Genomic DNA, 19,545 nt, shown 5'->3' with positions numbered 1-19,545 from the left:
AGAACCGGGATGCCAATTGATATCACCATGCCGGCGCTCTCTCCGACGATGGAAGAGGGCAAGCTTGCCAAGTGGCACGTCAAGGAGGGAGACAGCGTCTCCTCGGGCGATGTCATTGCCGAGATCGAGACCGACAAGGCGACCATGGAAGTGGAAGCCGTGGACGAGGGCAAGATTGGCAAAATTCTGGTCGAGGAAGGCACTGACAATGTGAAGGTCAATGCCGTCATCGCCGTACTGTTGCAGGATGGGGAGAGCGCCAGCGACATGGCTGCGCCAAAGGCCGCGGAACAGCAAAAATCAGAGGCTCCCACGCCAGAGGCGAAAGCCGAAGAGCCCAAAAAGGATGCTGGCACGGTCGAGCGCGCCGATGCCGCCACGCAGACTACGCCCACTGCCAAGGCCGACCCGGCACCTGCCAAGGCAGCGCCGGCCGCCGCTAAATCTGAAGGCGGCAAGGTGTTTGCCTCGCCACTGGCACGGCGACTGGCCAAGGAAGCGGGCATTGATGTTGCGGCCATTTCCGGCACGGGCCCCAAGGGGCGCGTGATCAAGGCGGACGTCGAAGGTGCCAAATCGGGCAAGACGCCGCTCAAGGCTGCTGCAAGCGCATCGGCTGCTCCAGCTGGTGGGGCCATGCCAACCGGCATGAGCAAGAATCAGGTGATGGCTCTCTACGAGGACGGCTCCTACGAGGTCGTTCCCAATGACGGCATGCGCAAGACCATCGCGGCGCGCCTGACCGAGAGCAAGCAGACCGTTCCGCATTTCTATCTGACCATTGATTGCCGCATCGACGCCTTGATGGCAGCGCGCGAGCAAATCAATGCCACTGCGCCCAAGTCCAAGGACGGCAAGCCGGAGTTCAAGCTGTCGGTCAATGACTTCGTGATGAAGGCTTGGGCCATTGCGCTGCAGCGCGTGCCGAGCGCCAACGCCACCTGGGCCGGGGACTCGATCCTCTATCACAAGCGCAGCGACGTCGCCGTGGCCGTGGCCATTCCGGGCGGGTTGTTCACGCCGGTGGTCAAGAGCTGCGACACCAAGAGCCTGCGCGAAATCTCCGAGGCGGTGAAGGACCTCGCGACCCGGGCGCGCAACAAGAAGCTGATGCCGCATGAATATCAGGGCGGCGCCTCGTCGGTGTCGAACCTTGGCATGTTCGGGATCAAGGACTTTGCCGCCGTCATCAATCCGCCGCATGGCACGATCCTCGCCGTGGGCGTGGGCGAAGAGCGGGTCTATGCCGACAAGGGCGAAGTGAAAGTCGGCCAATTCATGACCTGCACGCTCAGCTGTGACCACCGCTCGGTTGACGGGGCGCTGGGGGCCGAGGTGCTGGGCGTGTTCAAGGGGTTGATCGAAAATCCCGTGATGATGTTGGCGTAGGCGAACGGCTCATGAAGACCATTCTCGCCTATGGCGACAGCCTGACCTATGGCGCGGACCCCGGTGGCGGGCCTCGCCATGCCTATGAAGATCGCTGGCCGACAACCCTTGAAAAGGGCCTTGGTGGCAAGGCGCGGGTGATTGCCGAGGGTCTTGGCGGCCGTGCCACGGCCTATGACGACTGGACGGCGGCGGCCGACCGCAATGGCGCGCGCATCCTGCCGACCCTGCTGGCCAGTCATGCGCCGCTCGACCTAGTCATCATTTTCCTCGGCACCAATGACCTCAAGCCCTTCGTGGCGGGGTCGGCGGCCTATGCCGCGCGTGGTGCACGGCGGCTGATCGAGATGACACGCGGGCATTTTGCCAGCGTCGGTGAAGCAGTGCCGCAGATCCTTCTCGTGTCGCCGCCGCATGTGGTGCAAACGACCAATGAGAACATGCTGAGCAATTTCGGCGGGCTGGATCACCTGATCCGCGAGTCGCAGGATTTTGCGCGGCACTATCGTCGCCATGCCGAGGAAACCGGGGTTGCGTTTTTCGACGCGTCCACGGTCGCCAAGGCCGATCCGCGCGACGGCGTGCATCTCGACCCGGCCAATACACGCGCCATTGGCGAGGGCCTTGTGCCGCTCGTCACGAAAATCCTGGGTCTCTGAACCCTGTTTATTTCTGGAGGCCCAAATGGCTGACCAATACGATCTTCTCGTCATCGGCGCCGGTCCCGGCGGGTATATCGCTGCCATTCGTGGCGCGCAGCTGGGCATGAAGGTGGCCATTGTCGAGCGCGAGCATATGGCCGGCATTTGCTCGAACTGGGGCTGTATTCCGACCAAGGCGCTGCTGCGGTCGGCTGAAATCTACGGGCATATGGGTCATGCCAAGGATTATGGCCTCACGGCTGAAAAGTTCGGCTTCGACCTCGACGGTATCGTCAAGCGTTCGCGCGCCATTGCGGCGCAGATGAACAATGGCGCGCAGTTCCTGATGAAGAAGAACAAGATCGACATCATCTGGGGCGAAGCCGTCATCACCCGGCCAGGCGAGATCAAAGTCGCGCCGACCAAGAAGAAGATTGTTGAGCCGCAGGGGCCAATCCCCAAGAATGCGTTGGGCGAGGGGACCTACAAGGCCAAGAACATCGTCATCGCGACCGGTGCGCGGCCGCGCGTGCTGCCCGGCATCGAGCCGGATGGCGACAGGATATGGACCTATTTCGAGGCCCTGAAGCCAGCTGAAATGCCCAAGTCGCTGGTGGTCATGGGCTCGGGTGCCATCGGCATCGAGTTCGCATCTTTCTATCGCTCGCTGGGCGCCGAAGTGACGGTCATCGAACTGCTGCCGCAAATCCTGCCGGTGGAGGATGCAGAAATTTCGGCCCTTGCCCGCAAGCGGCTGGAAAAGCGCGGCATCAAGTTCCTCACCGAGGCCAAGGTGGCCAAGGTCGAAAAGACCAAGGACGGCATCATTGCCCATGTTGAGACCAAGGATGGCAAGACCCAGCAGATTGCCGGCGACAAGCTGATCTCGGCGGTTGGCGTCATGTGCAACATCGAAGGGTTGGGGCTGGAGACGATCGGGGTGAAGACCGAGCGCGGTGCCATCGTCATCGATGGCTATGGCAAGACCAGTGTGGACGGGATCTGGGCGATTGGTGACGTTGCCGGCCCGCCGATGCTGGCGCACAAAGCCGAGCACGAGGCAGTGATCACGGTCGAGAAAATCGCCGGCATGAAGGTGCACGGTCTCGACAAGTCAAAGGTGCCGGGCTGTACATATTGCGAGCCGCAGGTGGCGAGCGTTGGCCTCACCGAGGCCAAGGCGAAAGAAGCGGGGCGCGAGATCAAAGTCGGGCGTTTTCCGTTCATTGGCAATGGCAAGGCGATTGCGCTCGGCGAGCCCGATGGTCTGGTGAAGACCATTTTTGACGCCAAGACAGGCGAGTTGCTGGGTGCCCATATGGTTGGCGCGGAAGTGACCGAGCTGATCCAGGGCTTTGTGGTAGCAATGAACCTCGAAACCACCGAGGAAGACCTGATGCACACCATTTTTCCGCATCCGACGCTAAGCGAGACGATGAAGGAAAGTGTCCTCGACGCCTATGGTCGCGCGCTGAATATCTGATTTTCTCACGGTGCTGGGCGCCGATGCGGAACGTACAACCACAGGAGTTTTCCACATGGTCAAGGCAATCCAGATCGGTCTGGGACATTGGGGTTTCAGCTGGTCGAAGGATGTTATCCCCAAAGTTCCCACTATAGAGATGGTGGGCTATGTGGATACCAATCCCGAGGCCACGAGCCGGGTCCAATCCGAATTGGGCATTGATCCGAAGCTCTGTTTTTCGAGCCTGGAAGACGCTGCCAAGCATACCGATGCGACGCTGGCGCTCTGTACCCTGCGCACCGAAGCACATTACCCGGTCGTGAAGCGCTGCCTCGAGCTGGGCTATAACGTGCTGGTGGAAAAACCCTTCACCACCACCATTGCCCAGGGCAAGGAATTGGTGGCGCTCGCCAAAGCGCAGGACCGGGTGTTGATGGTCAGCCAGAACTATCGCCACCAGCCCGCACCGATTGCCGTTGCCGATCTCATCGCTTCCGGAAAGTTCGGCGCCCTCAATATGGTCAGCATCGATTTCCGTCGCCATGGCCCCAGCCAGGGCTATCGCTATTGGGACATGCCCGACCCGCTGCTGGCCGATATGTCCATCCACCATTTCGACCTGATGCGCTACGTGCTTGGCGACGAGCCGGTGCGGCTGTCCTGCCGGACCTGGAACCCGCCAGGCAGCCCGTTCCGCTTCGATCCAAGCGGCGTCGCCACCATCGAATTCTCGAAGGGGACAGTGGTTTCCTATCGCGCCAGCTGGATGAATTCCGGGCCGGTGACGCCTTGGGCGGGCGAATGGATCATGGACGGCGCCGAGGGCCAGATTGCATGGAGCTCGCGCGACCATTTTCGCGACAAGGCCGGCCCCGATGTGCTGACATTGCTGCCGCTCGATGGCAAGGTCGAGAAGGTCAAGCTGGATGCAGTGAAGTTTCCTGACCGGACCGGTACGCTCAATGCCATTGCCAATGTGCTGGATACCGGCGCCGTGCCGGTGGGTTTCAGCTCCGGCGCCGACAATCTGGGTTCGCTCGGGCTGGTGCAGGCGACCATCCTTTCCGCATCGCGCGGGGGCGATTGGGTCGAGATGACTGAAATCATGGGGTAGGGTGGCCTGCATGGCTGCCAATCACCCAGACGGCCGGGTTGAACCTGGTCGCCAAGGGAGCGATATAGGGCTTAATCTTTGTGGTCGTGTTCCGGACGCCGAACCGGTCCCAACTCGCCTGGAAACACTCGGACCCCAGTCAGGACTGACATGGTCACGCTCATCGACAATTCTGCGGTAAAGCCGCGCCATCCGGAAAAGGCCAATCGGCCCGACAGCATTGTGCTGCGCAAGCCGGACTGGATCCGCGTCAGGGCGCCCGGATCGCCGGTCTACAAGGAAACCCAGCAGATCGTGCGGGAGAACAATCTCGTCACCGTCTGCGAGGAAGCCGGCTGCCCCAATATCGGGGAATGCTGGAGCAAGAAGCACGCGACCATGATGATCATGGGCGAGATCTGCACCCGCGCCTGCGCCTTCTGCAATGTGCGCACCGGCATGCCGGGGCCGCTCGATCCCCATGAGCCCGAAAATGTGGCCATTGCCGTCCAGAAGCTAGGGCTTGAGCATGTGGTCATCACCTCAGTGGACCGGGATGACCTGGCCGATGGCGGCGCGCAGCACTTTGCCGATGTGATCCTGGCCATCCGCGCGCGCAATCCGCGAACGACGATCGAAATCCTGACGCCGGACTTCCTGCGCAAGGAAGGGGCCCTGGAGATCGTTGTGGCTGCCAGGCCGGACGTATTCAACCACAATCTTGAAACCGTACCGTCGAAGTATCTGAAGGTGCGGCCCGGCGCTCGCTACTTTCATTCCATCCGGCTGTTGCAGCGGGTCAAGGAACTCGACCCGACCATTTTCACCAAGTCAGGCATTATGGTGGGCCTGGGCGAAGAGCGGAACGAAGTGTTGCAGCTGATGGATGACCTGCGATCGGCCGAGGTGGACTTCCTGACCATCGGGCAATATCTGCAGCCGACCAAGAAGCACTATCCCTTGCAACGATTTGTCACGCCGGAGGAGTTCAGGTCCTTCGCCACGGTCGCGACTGCGAAGGGGTTTCTGCTGGTCTCGTCGAGCCCGCTGACGCGCTCCTCGCACCATGCCGGCGAAGATTTCGCGCGCCTCAAGGCCAACCGGATGGCAAGGCTCGGCCATTAGGGCGCGTCGCGACCTTGAGGGTCGCTCTATGCGCCCTGACTCTGGTCTTGGCGCATGTCTTTGTCCCGAAACCGGGACCACTTTCGGGAGACATGCTTTAGGATGAAGCGCTTCTATGAACGGCATGTGCCGCACCTGCCGGAGCGGATGTATGAGATCGTCTCCGATCTCGAGCACTATCCGCGCTTTGTTCCCAATTGCCGGGCGATGAATGTGCGGCGTGACCCGGCGGCGCAGGTTGGCGATGTGCGGCTGGCGAAAATGACGATTTCGTTCGGGCCGATCACGCAGTCCTACACCAGCCGGGTGACGCTGAATCCTGCCGCGAAGACGATCGTCGCCAAGGCGGTGGATGGGCCGTTTGCCTATCTCGACTCAGTCTGGAGCTTCGAGCCCGAGGGGCAGGGGACGCGGGTGCGGTTCGAAATCGACTTCAAGATTTCCAATCCGCTGATCGCGGCAGTTGCCGAGCCGGCCTTCGCGGCCAAGCAGGAAGAGATCATGCAGGCGTTTTGCGAAGAGGCGGATCGGCGGTTTGAAGGCTAGCACCCAAATCTAATCTCTGTCGCTCGTCAGCACCTGCAACACCAGGTCGAGCGCTGCGTCGACGGTGGCCTTGCGAATGGCGTCGCGGCTGAGATCTCCGAAACGGTGTTCGATCACGATGGTGGCCAGTTCGGACGAAACCGCGACATAGACCAGGCCCACGGGCTTCTTATCGGTGCCGCCATCAGGTCCGGCAATGCCGGTCGCGGCCACGGCGAAGTCAACGCGGGCGGTGTTGCGGGCGCCGTCGGCCATAGCGCGAGCGACCTGGTTGCTGACCGCGCCATAGTCACCGATCAGGCGCGGCTGCACCTGAATCATGCGTGACTTGGCCGAATTGGCATAGGTGATGTAGCCGCCGTATATGGCCGCCGAGGCGCCGGGGATATCGGTCAGCGCCGAGGCGATCATGCCGCCGGTGCAGCTTTCCGCCGTTACAAGGGTCTGGTTGCGCTCGGCCAGAAGGTCGATGATCTGCTTGCCGATCGAGGGCTTTTCCTTGGCTGCCATTCAGTCGATCCTCGGCACTTCCACGCTTGCACTCGCCATTGCCACGATTCCTTCCTCCCGCCCGATAAACCCGAGCTTTTCATTGGTTGTCGCCTTGACCGCCACGCGGGATGCCGAAATCCCGAGGGTCTCGGCGATCACGGTGCACATGGCGGGGGCGTGCACCGCAATCCTCGGCGCTTCCGCGACGATTGTCACGTCCAGATTGACGATACGGCCACCGAGATGGCTGACCAGATCGCCGGCATGACGCAAGAAGATGGTTGAAGCGGCGTCCTTCCACTGCATATCGCCGGGCGGAAAATGCACGCCGATATCCCCTTCGCCGATGGCACCCAGGATAGCGTCGGTGAGTGCGTGCAAAGCCACATCGGCATCGGAATGGCCCTGGAGTTTTGCGCCATGCGGAATTTTCACGCCACAGAGCCAGACGGCGTCGCCCGGGGCAAAGGGATGGACGTCGTAGCCGGTCCCGATGCGGGTTTCGAACCCCTGGTCTGCCATGATGATGCGCTCCGCACGTATGAAGTCTTCGGGATGGGTGATCTTGATATTGTTGCGCTCGCCTTCGACCATTGCGACCCGAAGGCCAGCCCATTCGGCAATTTCGGCGTCGTCGGTAAACTCGCGGCGGACGGTGCCGGTACGCATATGGGCAGAGAATATCGGGCCGAAGCGAAAGCCCTGCGGGGTCTGAGCGGCGAAGAGTTGGCGCCGGTCCTCGGTGGTGGCGACAAGCGCGCCGTCGAGTGAGCGCTTGATGGTGTCGGTGACCGGAACGGTGGGGAGGGCGCCATCGTGCTGGTCGAGGGCGGCGATGACGCGGGTGATCAGTTCAGCGGAGACGAAAGGCCGCGCTGCGTCGTGAATCAGGACCCGGTCGGGTTGCAGCGGCCCAAGGGCCTTCAAACCTTCGAGGACCGAGCCTTGACGCGTTGCGCCACCATGGACCGCAGGCATGAGACGCGCATCGGCCAGACCGAGGGCAGCATAGCGCTCGCCGTGGTCGGCATGGATGATCGGAACCACATGGGTGATGGAATCCAGGGCAAGAAACGCCGTTATGGTGCGGGACAATACCGGCTCACCGGCGACCTGGCGATACTGCTTCGGATCGGAACTATCGTTAGCCCCGGCGCGCTCGCCTTTTCCGGCAGCGACAATGATGACAGCTATGGATTTTGCACGCATGGCGATATAGGCACTTCGCTCCGATACTGTCGTCTTCGCTAACGGTCTAGCCGCCGCCCTGCCATGCGGCAAGAGCAGGGCTGGTTTCCACTGCTGCAACAGCGGGTAGCGGTTGCGTGCACAATGAAAATGATTATTGTGCGGGCATCATTGCCAAATTGAACATTTCTGGGGCAACTCTTTGAACGACAGTGCCTGCGCATTGAGCATCGGGGGGCATGCCATTCGCAATTGCGCCTTTTTGGCGCCGATGGCGGGTATTACCGACCGACCGTTTCGGGATATCGCCGAGCGTTTTGGCGCCGGCATGGTGGTATCCGAAATGGTCGCCAGTTCGGCCCTCTCCACCGGCCATGAAGGCATGGTGCGTAAGCTGACACGTGCCGGCAGCCTGCCGCATATGGTGCAACTGGCCGGGTGCGAGCCGCACTGGATGGCGGAAGGCGCGCGCATTGCCGATGCTGCCGGCGCCGACATCATCGACATCAATTTCGGCTGTCCGGCCAAGCGCGTGACCAATGGCTATGCCGGGTCGGCGCTGATGCGGGTTCCGGATCAGGCTCTGGCCATTGTCGAGGCCGTTGCCGGCGCCACCAACAAGCCGGTGACGGTTAAGATGCGCCTGGGCTGGGACGATGACAGCCTCAATGCTGCGCAGATCGCGCGGCTGGCGGTGAGCGCCGGGGCGCAGATGATCAGCGTCCATGGGCGCACACGGCAGCAGTTCTACAAGGGCAATGCCCGTTGGTCGCTGGTGCGCAGCGTGGTCGAGGCGGTCGACATGCCTGTGGTGATCAACGGCGACATTGTCGATTTGGCCAGCGCGCGGCAAGCGCTGGAGCAGTCTGGCGCGGCAGCCGTGATGCTGGGTCGGGGTGCACAGGGACAGCCCTGGCGGGTCGGGCAAATCGGCGCTGGGCTTGCCGGACAGGTGGTGCAGAACGCGCCCGAGGGTGCTGACCTGGTGGCCCTGGTGCAGCGGCATTATGAAGAGATGCTGCTCGACTATGGTCGGGAAGTGGGACTGAGGGCGGCCCGCAAGCATCTGGGCTGGTACGCGGATGCAGCAGGTTTGGCGCTCGATAAACCCACCCGCAAGACGCTGCTCGACAATGACAATACCAAAGAGGTGCTGTCGCTGATCGGCACCCTGTTTTCTGGTGAGTGGAGGACCGCGGCGTGAGCAGTGCAGTTCTGATGGATTTGGACTCGGTGCCGGCGCGGGCGGTGTTGCAGGCGCTGCCGCAACCGATTCTCGTGCTGGACGAGACCCGCCGCATCCAGTTCGTCAATTATGCCGCCGAGGCGTTTTTTGGCGCGTCGCTCAGCGTGCTCACGCGCCAGACGCTGGACGACCTCATCGCCTTTGGGTCGCCGATCATTTCGTTGGTTGAGACGGTATTGCAGCGCCGGGCCCCGATGACCGAATACAGGGTACGGGTCGGTTCGTCGCGCTTTGGCGACGAACGTATCGCCGACGTCTTTGCCAGCCCGATTTCGGATACGGATGGGCGGGTTGCGGTGCTGATCCAGGAACGCACCATGGCCGACAAGATCGACCGGCAGATGGTATCTCGTGGTGCTGCGCGCTCGGTGACGGGTCTGGCGTCCATGCTGGCGCATGAAATCAAGAATCCGCTCTCGGGCATTCGGGGTGCGGCGCAATTGCTCGAACAGTCGGTGGCCTCAGATGAGGTGCCGCTGGCCCGGCTGATCCGAGAGGAAACGGACCGCATCGTCGGGCTGATCGATCGTGTGGAAGTGTTCGGTGACGAGCGCCCGATGGAACGTGAGCCGATCAACATCCATGTGGTGCTCGACCGTGTGAAACTGCTGGCCCGCAACGGGGTGGCACGCGGCATCAAATTCGACGAGGAATACGATCCGTCGCTGCCGCCGGTCTTTGGCAATCGTGACCAGTTGATCCAGGTGTTTCTAAACCTGATCAAGAATGCCTCGGAAGTCCTTGAAAGAACGCAAAAACCTGAGATCAAGCTGACAACGGCCTTTCGGCCCGGCATTCGCATCAGCGTGGCCGGCGTGGCCGAGCGCATCTCGCTACCGCTCGAGATCATCATTGAGGACAATGGTCCGGGCGTGCCGCCCGACATTCTGCCATTCCTGTTCGATCCCTTCGTCACCACCAAGACCAATGGTTCCGGGCTCGGTCTGGCACTGGTTGCCAAGATCGTGGGGGATCATGGCGGGGTGATCGATTGCGACAGCCGCCCCGGCCGCACCCGTTTCCGCATCCTGCTGCCTGTGGCCAGCGGTGCCTTCCAGACCCCAGCCGACGCCGAAGAGGGTTCGACCATATGAGCCATGTCGTTCTGCTTGCCGATGACGATGCTGCTATCCGCATGGTGCTCAACCAAGCCCTAACTCGGGCCGGGTACGAGGTGCGGCCAACGGGCAACATCTCGACCATGTGGAACTGGGTCAGCCGCGGGGAAGGGGATATCCTTATCACCGACGTGGCCATGCCCGATGGCAATGCCTTCGAGGTGATGCCCAAGATCAAGAAGCTCCGACCTGAGCTGCCGATGATCGTGATGAGTGCCCAGAACACCTTCATGACGGCCATTCGCGCCTCGGAAGTGGGCGCCTATGAATATCTGCCAAAACCCTTTGACATCACCGAGGTGCTCTCGGTGGTGGCGCGTGCCCTGGCCGACGCCAAGAAGCCCACCAATGCCGAGCGCAAGGCCGAGGAGCCGGGCGAAACCATGCCGCTGGTGGGTCGCTCCACCGCCATGCAGGACATTTATCGGGCGCTGGCGCGGCTGATGCAGACCGATCTCACGGTGATGATCACCGGCGAGAGCGGCACCGGCAAGGAACTGGTGGCGAGGGCGCTGCACGACTTTGGCAAGCGCCGTAACGGGCCGTTCGTCGCCATCAACATGGCCGCTATCCCGCGCGACCTGATCGAGGCAGAACTCTTTGGCCATGAGAAGGGCGCCTTTACCGGCGCCAATTCCCGCTCTTCTGGCCGGTTCGAGCAGGCCGAGGGCGGCACGCTGTTCCTCGACGAAATCGGCGATATGCCGATGGACGCGCAGACACGCCTTCTGCGCGTGCTGCAGGAAGGCGAATACACCATGGTCGGGGGGCGAAACGCCATCAAGACCAATGTGCGCATCGTTGCCGCCACGCACCGCGATCTCAGCCAGATGATCCGGCAGGGCCTGTTCCGCGAGGATCTCTACTACCGCCTCAATGTGGTGCCCATCCGCCTGCCGCCACTGCGCGAACGCATCGATGACATCACCGATCTTGTGCAGCACTTCCTGCGCCTGGCGCAACGCGAAGGGGAGCCATCCAAGACCATCTCGCCCGAAGCCATCCGGCTGATGCAGAACTACAATTGGCCGGGCAATATCCGCGAGCTGGAAAACCTGGTGCGGCGGTTGTCGGCGCTCTATGCCGACGAACAGATTTCGTCCGAGATCGTACAGAACGAGCTCAACATCGTCGACCGGTCCTCGGTCAGCACCGCGTCGGGCCCGATGGACATATCCATGGCGGTCGAAACCCATGTGGGGCAGCTGCTGCGCGAGCATGAGCCCAACCTGCCGCCGCCGGGCATGTATCAGCGGGTGATCGACAAGGTCGAGGCGCCGCTGATCGCCATGGCCCTCAACGCCTGTGGCGGAAACCAGATCAAGGCGGCAGACCTGCTCGGGCTCAACCGCAATACGCTGCGCAAGAAGATCCGCACGCATAGCATCGAGATCGTCAAGCACAGCCGTCGGGGCGGGTAGCGCGGTTGCTTAGGCGGCGCTAAGCCCATTGTAGTTAGGTGCTCACGGCATGGAGCATGCCCTGCGAGCGTAGCTCTTCGGGCCCCAGACCCTAAAATCGCTTCACTGGAGCGATTTTACCCGCGTAGCGGGTCGAGGCCGCCATTCGAGCGTAGCTCTCATGGCCTCCGTGGCGGAAAACGGTCCACTGGACCGTTTCTCAGCGCCACGGAGTGTCACATTTTGGCAACAATTGTCTTGAAGGGTCGCCTGAATTGGGTCAGGCTTCGCTTTCCTGTTGGCTTTGCACCTAGATGACACTTGCCGGCCCACCCAAAGGCGGCCGGGCAAAGCCAGCAAAGCGGGGGAAACTAGGCAGTCCATGGCCGATTTGGTCTTAACCGATGACCAACAGCGCGACGAATCCGCGACCGAGTCCCGGTCCGGGCCGCGCCGGTTCTCGCGCATAAGGCAGAACCAGTCTTTGCGCGTGCTGGGGTTCCTCGTCGTCTTTGCCTCGGTGCTGATGTCTTCGGTGTCCTTCCTGATCCTGTCGGGCATCACCACGATCGAGCCTTCGCCGGCCATCTGGACAGTGATCTGGATCGTGACGGGGCTACTGGTGCTGCTGGTGATCGCCCTGGTTGTGACCGAGGCGGTACTGCTGTTCCAGGCGCGATTGCGCGGTGTGCCCGGAGCGGGCCTCCAGATCCGCATGGTGGCCATGTTTGCCTTCGTGGCGGCGGTGCCGGCCGCCCTCGTGGCCGTGGTGGCCACCATCGCGCTCAACCAGGGGCTGGACCAATGGTTCTCCGAGCGGACCCGGGCCATGGTGGAAAGCTCACGCCTCGTCGCGCGCTCCTACATGCTCGAACATGCCCAGGTGCTGCGCGACGACATCATCTGGGTGGCGACCGAGTTGGAGCAGGCCCGCGCCACCTATGAGAACGAGCCGGAACGCTTCGAGCGCATCCTGACCGCATTGGCAGTCACCCGCTCGCTCCCCTTCACATCCCTGATCGACCGCGCCGGCGAGACCTTGATGCGCGCGCAGATCAATGTCGCGGGTTCCTTTCCCAAGCTTCCGGCGGGTGTGACCGATGGCGTTGTCGAGGGCATTCCGACACCCATCGCTCCCGGCGCAACCCAGTTTGTGGGCTCCGTGATCAAGCTGCGGAACTATGAGGAGACCTATCTGTTCGTCGCGCGGCCCGTGGATGCGGAAGTGCTTGAATATATGCGTCTAACTGACGAAAATATAACGGAATATCGGGAATATGCGTCTAATCGTCTGGTGTTCCAGATTACCTTTACCATCATGTATGTCGGGCTTGCAGTGGTGCTGTTGCTGGCAGCGCTGTGGATCGGCATTGCGCTGGCCAACCGCTTTGTCGACCCGATCCGGAACCTGATGATCGCTTCGCGCCGGGTCAGCGCCGGCGACCTTGACGTGCAGGTGCCGGTGCAGGAGGGCAGGGGTGACCTGCGGGACCTGTCCAACGGCTTCAACCGCATGACCCTGCAACTCAAGTCGCAGCGGCTCGACCTGCTCAAGGCCAATGAGGTCAATGAAAAGCGCCGCCAGTTCACCGAGGCGGTGGTGGAAGGCGTGTCGGCCGGCATTATCGGCCTTGACCCCTATGGCGCGGTGACCCTGGTCAATGCCCGGGCTTGCGAAATGCTGGGGCGAACTGAAATCGAGCTCATGGGCGAGCCCATGGACGAGATCATGCCCGAGATCGGACCGACACTGGACAAAGCGCGTTCGGCGCGACGCGGGCAGGTTCGAGACCAGATACACTTGGGTAATGAAACCGACCGCCGCATCTACCAGGTGCAATTGACCCGCGAGGGCTCGATCACCGAATCCAAGGGCTATGTGCTGACCTTCGATGACATTACCGATCTCGAATCAGCGCAGCGCACGAGTGCCTGGGCGGATGTGGCGCGCCGTATCGCCCATGAGATCAAGAACCCGCTCACGCCCATCCAGCTCTCGGCCGAACGGCTGCGCCGCCGCTATGGAAGCAAGCTGGAGGACGACCGGGAGGTCTTCGACAAATGCATCAACACCATTGTGCGCCAGGTCGGCGATATCGGCCGGATGGTGGATGAATTCTCGGCATTCGCGCGCATGCCGGAATCGGCGCCGGAATCAGCCGATCTCAGCGATACAGTCCGCCAGGCGGTGTTCCTCGAAAGCGTGCGGCTGCCCGAAGTCAATATCGTTACTCTGCTGCCCGAAGACCCGATCAATGCCTGGTTCGACGCGCGGCTGGTGGCCCAGTCCCTCACAAACCTGATCAAAAATGCCGTGGAGGCCTTCGAGGGAATAGCGCTGTCGGCAGACTGGCAGCCAACAATCACGGTGGAAGCGCATGTGGAAGGCAATCACGCGCGCGTCTCGGTCTCGGACAATGGCAAGGGCTGGCCGCCGGAAAACCGACAAAGGCTGCTCGAACCCTATATGACGACGCGGGACAAGGGCACGGGCCTCGGACTGGCCATTGTTGCGCGCATCATCGAACAGCATGGCGGGATCGTTGAACTGATCGATGCCGAACCTGATCTGCAGGGCAGGGTGGGGGCATGCGTGACCTTCACGCTTCCTTTGCATTCCCCTGCAATGAGCACAATCGAGGCAGAAACCGCGGCGGCGGACGAAAACCCTGCCCAAGAGGAGGAGCCGCATTTTTCGGCGGTTGTTCAGAAGTAAATGGCTTTAGACATCCTTATTATCGATGACGAAGATGATATCCGCGACCTGATTGCGGGTATCCTCGAAGACGAGGGCTATGAGGCAAGGCAGGCGCATGATGCCGATAGCGGCCTCAACGAAATCGCGCGGCGGCGGCCCAGCCTGGTGTTCCTCGACATCTGGATGCAGGGCTCGCGCCTCGATGGGCTGCAATTGCTTGACGTGTTCCAGACCCAGCACCCCGACATGCCGGTGGTGATGATCTCGGGCCATGGCAATGTCGAGACGGCCGTGTCGGCCATCCGGCGCGGCGCCTATGACTATATCGAAAAGCCCTTCAAGATCGACCGGCTGCTGCATGTGACGCAACGGGCGATGGAGGCGACGCGCCTACGCAACGAGGTGGCCGAACTCAAGGAGCGTTCAGCCAGCAAAAGCGTCGAGATGGTGGGGACGTCTCCAGCCCTGCAGCAGATTCGCGCCGTGATCGAAAAATCGGCGCCGACCAATTCGCGCATCTTCATTTCCGGACCCTCGGGCACCGGCAAGGGCCTGGTCGCGCGCCAGATCCACCAGCGCAGCCCGCGCGCCAATGCCCCCTTTGTCGAGATCAACGCCTCACTCTACGCGCCCGACGAAGTACCGGTGGTGCTGTTCGGGCGCGAAGCGCGTGACAAGACCGGGATGCTGAAGATGGAAGTGGGGGCGCTGGAGCGGGCCCATGGCGGCACGCTCTACCTTTCGGAAGTCACAACGCTGCCTCAGCAGGTGCAGACGTCGCTGCTGCGCACGCTGGTGGAAAACCGGTTCAACCGTGTCGGCGGCACCCAGGCGGTTCCGATCGACGTGCGCATCATCTCTTCAAGTTCACAAAACGTAGCGGCCCAGGTCGAGGCCGGCGAGTTCAGGTCGGACCTGTTTCATCGCCTGTCCATCGTGCCGCTGCCGCTGACACCGCTGCGTGAACGACGCGAGGATGTGCCGCCCCTTGTCGCGGTGTTCATCGAACAGGTCTGCCGCATGCACAATCTGCAGCGCCTGATCGTGGGAGACGACGCCATGGCGGTGCTGCAGGCGCAGGAATGGCCGGGCAATGCCCGCCAGTTGCGCAATTCGCTGGAGCGCCTCCTGATCCTGATGAAGGACCAGCAGCCCGACAATGGCGTGCTCACCGCCACCATGCTGCCGTCCGACATTGGCGAGGTGCTGCCCACGGTGGGCGACACGGACGCCTCGGCGCATCTGATGAGCCTGCCGCTAAGGGAGGCCAGGGAGGTGTTCGAGCGCCAGTACCTGCTGGCGCAGATCGAGCGGTTTGGTGGTAATATATCCAAAACCGCGGAGTTCGTCGGTATGGAGCGCAGCGCGTTGCATCGCAAGATAAAGTCGCTCGGTCTCTGAAAATGCTATGAAAATGTCGCCCTGCCATGCAATGAGGGCGGTAGGCAGTTCGGCACATTTGTGCCATAGTGCATTTCATATGATAATTCGGGCTTTGGGGCTGGGCGGCAGTCCTTCGAAGTCCGGACGCAAGTCATTGCGGAACAACAGCGACATACAAGCCGCGGCAAAGAGGCCTAAATGCCCAGCGAAAAGCAGCAAAACCTGCAGGATTCCTTCCTGAACCATGTTCGCAAGCAGAAAGTGCCGGTCACCATTTTCCTGGTGAACGGCGTGAAGTTGCAAGGCGTCATTACCTGGTTCGACAATTTCTGCCTGCTTTTGCGCCGTGACGCGCAGTCGCAACTGGTCTATAAGCACGCCATCTCAACCATCATGCCCGGCGCGCCGATCCAACTGTTCGACCCCGAGCAGAACAACGATCACGACTGACCGCATATATGGACGAATTTAACGACGAGGCGGGCGCCTTTCCCGGTGGCCCGAAGCCTTATATCGATCGGCAGGAGCAGCCGACGCGAACGGGGCTGGTTTGTCCCGATGTTCGCGGAAAGTCGTCCTATCACAGCATTGAGGCGCGGCAGGCCGAGTTCGAAGGCCTGGCGGGTGCCATCCGGCTCGATATCGTTTTTTCCGAAGTGGTCAAGGTCCGCGAGATCCGCCCGGCCACCTATATCGGGGCCGGCCACGTCGCGACACTGGCCGAAAAAGTCAAGGCCGAGCAGATTGAGCTGCTGCTGGTCGATGCGGCGCTCACACCCATCCAGCAGCGCAATCTGGAACGCGAGACCGGTACGAAGGTGCTTGACCGCACGGCGCTGATCCTCGAAATCTTCGGGGAACGGGCAGCAACCCGCGAGGGCGTGCTGCAGGTCGAACTGGCGCATCTAAATTACCAGAAGGGGCGTCTCGTTCGCTCCTGGACCCACCTTGAACGCCAACGCGGCAGCGGGGGCACCGGCTTCATGGGCGGCCCCGGCGAAACACAGATCGAAAGCGACCGCCGCCAGATCACCGAGCGCATCGTGCTGCTGGAGGACCGGCTGGACAAGGTCAGGAAGACCCGAGAGCAGCAGCGGCGGCAACGCACCAAGGCGCTGATCCCGGTGGTGGCCCTCGTCGGCTATACCAATGCCGGAAAATCCAGTATTTTCAATACATTGACCGGGGCAGGGGTGTTTGCCGAGGACCTGCTCTTCGCCACGCTTGACACCACGGTGCGCAAGATCGAATTGCCGCATGGCCGCGAAGTGATGCTGAGCGATACCGTGGGCTTCGTTGCTGATTTGCCGCACGACCTGGTGGCTGCGTTCCGCGCCACGCTCGAAGAGGTGCTGGACGCCGATATCATCCTGCATGTGCGCGATATCGCCAATCCCGATCATGCCGCGCAAGCCCAGGACGTCCTCACCGTGCTCGAAGAGCTTGGCGTGTCATCCGAGGCCACGCCGATCATCGAGGTCTGGAACAAGATCGACCTGCTCGACGAGCCCGCCCTGGCCTTGGCCGCCGCTGCCCCGGCCGGCAAGGTCCTCGCCACGATGCCGGTCTCGGCCCATACCGGGCAGGGGCTGGACGCGCTGAAGCTGGCCATCGAGAAGACGCTGGGCGAGCAGAGCCGTACCTATCACGTGCATGTTCCGCACAGCGCCGGCAGCGATATCGGCTGGCTACACAACAATGCCGAAGTCATTTCGCGCGATGAGCCAACCGAAAAGGGATCCGACTATGTCGTGCGTGTCGACCCGCGCCACCGGTCGGCCTTTCTCGAGCGCTTCAACGGCCGGATCGCGCTGTCGGACCTCTAGCGCTTGTCGCTGGCGCGGATTTCGTTCCAGTAGCCATCCAGGCGCTCCAGCCCGGCCGATGCGGCCTCGATCTCGTCCTCCCGACAGCGCGCCTCGACATAGTGAAACCGGCGGGTGAACTTGGCATTGGCGTCGCGTAGCGCGGCTTCCGGGTCAATACCCGCCTTGCGGGCCAGATTGGCCACGGCAAAGAGAAGATCACCGATTTCCTCGCGGAGGGCATCCTCGTCGCCTGACAACTCCGCCTCGGCCACTTCCGCCAGTTCCTCGGCGACCTTGGTGCGAACCGCGGGCAGGTCGGGCCAGTCGAAACCCACCTTTGCGGCCCGCTTGGTGAGTTTTTCTGCCCGGGCCAGGGCAGGGAGCACCTGGGGCACATCATCGAGGATCGAGGGTTCGACGTCGCCCTTGCGCTCGGCCTTGGCAGCGCGTTCGCCGGCCTTGATGGCTTCCCAGCGGTTCTGGGCATCATCGGCCCCGTCGGCGACCACATCGCCAAAGACATGCGGATGTCGGCGGATCAGTTTTTCGGTGATTGCCTGCACGACATCTCCAATATCGAACTTGCCGATCTCGCTGGCCATCTGGGCGTGGTAGATGGGCTGCAACAGCAGGTCCCCCAATTCATCGCGCAGATCGGAGAAATCCTCGCGCTCGATGGCGTCGGCCACCTCATAGGCTTCTTCGATGGTGTAGTGGCGGATAGAGCGGAAATCCTGCTCCAGATCCCAGGGGCAGCCGCCATCGGGATTGCGGAGCGCCGCCATGATTTCGATCAGGCGGGATATGTCGCGGGATGGCTGCATGGCAAGGCTCGTATTGGGGCAGAATCGGTGGTGAACCATAGCCTGCCTTGCGCCCATGGGCAGGGCGTTTCTGCCCGCCAACAGGCAGAACTTGCCGCGCAAGTGTCAGGTCGGGAGGTTCTAACGGGTTGCTGCGTTTGAATTTTATAGGATTTCTGCGGCCCCGAACTGGCATGACAATTGCAGATGAACTTATGTGCATTGATCAGCCGGGAGCGGATTATGACCGACAGCGCCATTGGTAGCGGGCCCTTTGGACCAGACTTGCTGGCCCGGCTGTTCCAGAGAGCAGACGCCGACCGGAACAATGTTGTCAGTGCCGAGGAAATCGCCGGGCTGCTGCCAGGCAGCGCTGATCCTGACGTTGCCCGGGGCGTGGTGAGCCGGCACGATCAGGATAACGATGACCAATTGTCCCTGGCCGAATTCAGCGTGGTGACAATGGCGCCCGCGACCATGGCGAGCCTGCTGTCCGTGCAGGAATACAAGGCTGCAAGCCGCGATGAGCGCATGGCCGACGATAGGGCGGCTGTCGATGCATTGTTTGAGCGGGCCGACCTTGATGGCGATGGTCTCCTGAGCCGGGAGGAGTTTGACGCCGAGAGGGCGCTGCAATTCGCCCAGGCCCTGGATGAAGGGGACATTCCCCAGCACGGCTTTGCCGCACTGCCAGGCGCCGCAGAGGACGGATATTTCTCCCGGGATGAAGTCATGATCGGCCGCCGGATGATCGACGTGCTCGATCCCATCGATCTCGATGATCCAGATCTCGATCCGACGGTGAGGGAGCGCGTGGAGGCCGTCCGGCGCCTGACACCGATAAAGGACGGCGCGGCGGAGCCACCGCCGGCGCCGCCACCGGATATTGAGACGGTCCTCGGCGGGGTGGTTCGGAGCGCCGAATTGACCGATGCGCTGATGGCCCGACTCATCCGGCAACTGGAACTGGGTGCGGTGAGGTCCGACGCTGCTGAAGTCCAGCAAGCGTAGCCGCAACTCAAAGAGCCTGGGCGAGCGAACCACAGGGGGAGGTCCCAGGGCTGCTGAAGCGAGACATTGCCAACTTCAGAGAGACTGGCGCACACACAAAATGCTCAATCTCTATTTCGCATAATATATATTATGGAAC

The 19,545-nt window shown here is 61.9% G+C and carries 17 protein-coding genes; 14 read left to right on the top strand and 3 right to left on the bottom strand.

What is annotated here, in order from left to right; genetic code table 11:
- Positions 1 to 9 precede the first annotated feature (9 nt).
- From ACXYMS_RS12145 to ACXYMS_RS12120, 6 genes are all read left to right on the top strand, one after another.
- The gene (locus ACXYMS_RS12145; RefSeq protein ID WP_458906616.1) at positions 10 to 1,389 is read left to right on the top strand and encodes a pyruvate dehydrogenase complex dihydrolipoamide acetyltransferase; all 1,380 of its coding nucleotides are present in this window, start codon (positions 10 to 12) and stop codon (positions 1,387 to 1,389) included.
- Positions 1,390 to 1,400: 11 nt separating this feature from the next.
- Positions 1,401 to 2,048, top strand: coding sequence for an SGNH/GDSL hydrolase family protein (locus ACXYMS_RS12140; RefSeq protein WP_458906614.1), 648 nt, complete (start codon positions 1,401 to 1,403; stop codon positions 2,046 to 2,048).
- Between the two features lie 25 nt (positions 2,049 to 2,073).
- On the top strand, positions 2,074 to 3,513 hold the full coding sequence (gene lpdA / locus ACXYMS_RS12135) for a dihydrolipoyl dehydrogenase (RefSeq protein WP_458906612.1): 1,440 nt from the start codon (positions 2,074 to 2,076) through the stop codon (positions 3,511 to 3,513).
- A gap of 55 nt (positions 3,514 to 3,568) precedes the next feature.
- Complete coding sequence (locus tag ACXYMS_RS12130; protein WP_458906610.1) at positions 3,569 to 4,609, top strand: Gfo/Idh/MocA family protein; 1,041 nt, start codon at positions 3,569 to 3,571, stop codon at positions 4,607 to 4,609.
- A gap of 150 nt (positions 4,610 to 4,759) precedes the next feature.
- Entirely contained in the window at positions 4,760 to 5,713 is a 954-nt protein-coding gene (lipA, locus tag ACXYMS_RS12125) for a lipoyl synthase (protein WP_458906609.1), read from the top strand.
- A gap of 102 nt (positions 5,714 to 5,815) precedes the next feature.
- The gene (locus ACXYMS_RS12120; protein ID WP_458906608.1) at positions 5,816 to 6,259 is read left to right on the top strand and encodes a type II toxin-antitoxin system RatA family toxin; all 444 of its coding nucleotides are present in this window, start codon (positions 5,816 to 5,818) and stop codon (positions 6,257 to 6,259) included.
- Between the two features lie 9 nt (positions 6,260 to 6,268).
- Here the strand turns inward: ACXYMS_RS12120 and ACXYMS_RS12115 are convergent, their stop codons facing one another.
- On the bottom strand, positions 6,269 to 6,769 hold the full coding sequence (locus ACXYMS_RS12115) for a CinA family protein (RefSeq protein WP_458906606.1): 501 nt from the start codon (positions 6,767 to 6,769) through the stop codon (positions 6,269 to 6,271).
- Positions 6,770 to 7,960: a bifunctional 2-C-methyl-D-erythritol 4-phosphate cytidylyltransferase/2-C-methyl-D-erythritol 2,4-cyclodiphosphate synthase gene (locus tag ACXYMS_RS12110; RefSeq protein ID WP_458906604.1), complete on the bottom strand. Its 1,191-nt coding sequence runs from the start codon at positions 7,958 to 7,960 to the stop codon at positions 6,770 to 6,772. It abuts the gene before it with no gap.
- Positions 7,961 to 8,141: 181 nt separating this feature from the next.
- Between ACXYMS_RS12110 and dusB the strand changes: the two genes are divergently transcribed.
- The 7 genes from dusB to hflX all read left to right on the top strand — a co-directional run bounded on the left by dusB (position 8,142) and on the right by hflX (position 17,610).
- Complete coding sequence (gene dusB, locus ACXYMS_RS12105) at positions 8,142 to 9,143, top strand: tRNA dihydrouridine synthase DusB (protein WP_458906602.1); 1,002 nt, start codon at positions 8,142 to 8,144, stop codon at positions 9,141 to 9,143.
- A gap of 14 nt (positions 9,144 to 9,157) precedes the next feature.
- On the top strand, positions 9,158 to 10,279 hold the full coding sequence (locus ACXYMS_RS12100) for a two-component system sensor histidine kinase NtrB (protein WP_458907013.1): 1,122 nt from the start codon (positions 9,158 to 9,160) through the stop codon (positions 10,277 to 10,279).
- Positions 10,276 to 11,724 carry a nitrogen regulation protein NR(I) gene (gene ntrC, locus ACXYMS_RS12095; RefSeq protein WP_458906601.1) on the top strand — a complete coding sequence of 483 codons (1,449 nt, stop codon included), beginning with the start codon at positions 10,276 to 10,278 and terminating at the stop codon, positions 11,722 to 11,724. Before ACXYMS_RS12100 ends, ntrC begins: the two co-directional genes overlap by 4 nt.
- Positions 11,725 to 12,085: 361 nt before the next feature.
- Positions 12,086 to 14,419 (top strand): sensor histidine kinase, encoded by a 2,334-nt coding sequence (locus ACXYMS_RS12090; protein WP_458906599.1) that lies wholly within the window; start codon positions 12,086 to 12,088, stop codon positions 14,417 to 14,419.
- Positions 14,420 to 15,802 (top strand): nitrogen assimilation response regulator NtrX, encoded by a 1,383-nt coding sequence (gene ntrX, locus ACXYMS_RS12085; RefSeq protein ID WP_458906598.1) that lies wholly within the window; start codon positions 14,420 to 14,422, stop codon positions 15,800 to 15,802.
- 180 nt (positions 15,803 to 15,982) lie between these two features.
- Positions 15,983 to 16,234, top strand: coding sequence for an RNA chaperone Hfq (gene hfq, locus ACXYMS_RS12080; protein ID WP_035078721.1), 252 nt, complete (start codon positions 15,983 to 15,985; stop codon positions 16,232 to 16,234).
- An 8-nt stretch (positions 16,235 to 16,242) separates the two neighbouring features.
- Positions 16,243 to 17,610 carry a GTPase HflX gene (gene hflX / locus ACXYMS_RS12075; RefSeq protein ID WP_458906595.1) on the top strand — a complete coding sequence of 456 codons (1,368 nt, stop codon included), beginning with the start codon at positions 16,243 to 16,245 and terminating at the stop codon, positions 17,608 to 17,610.
- Here hflX and mazG read toward each other — a convergent pair.
- Positions 17,607 to 18,416 (bottom strand): nucleoside triphosphate pyrophosphohydrolase, encoded by an 810-nt coding sequence (gene mazG / locus ACXYMS_RS12070; RefSeq protein ID WP_458906594.1) that lies wholly within the window; start codon positions 18,414 to 18,416, stop codon positions 17,607 to 17,609. The genes hflX and mazG overlap by 4 nt on opposite strands.
- A gap of 222 nt (positions 18,417 to 18,638) precedes the next feature.
- Here mazG and ACXYMS_RS12065 point away from each other — a divergent pair, with 222 nt between their 5' ends.
- Positions 18,639 to 19,406, top strand: coding sequence for an EF-hand domain-containing protein (locus tag ACXYMS_RS12065; RefSeq protein WP_458906592.1), 768 nt, complete (start codon positions 18,639 to 18,641; stop codon positions 19,404 to 19,406).
- Positions 19,407 to 19,545: the final 139 nt, after the last annotated feature.

It is taken from the genome of Devosia sp. CAU 1758, from assembly GCF_054482695.1.
This window is presented reverse-complemented; position numbering and strand designations above follow the sequence as displayed.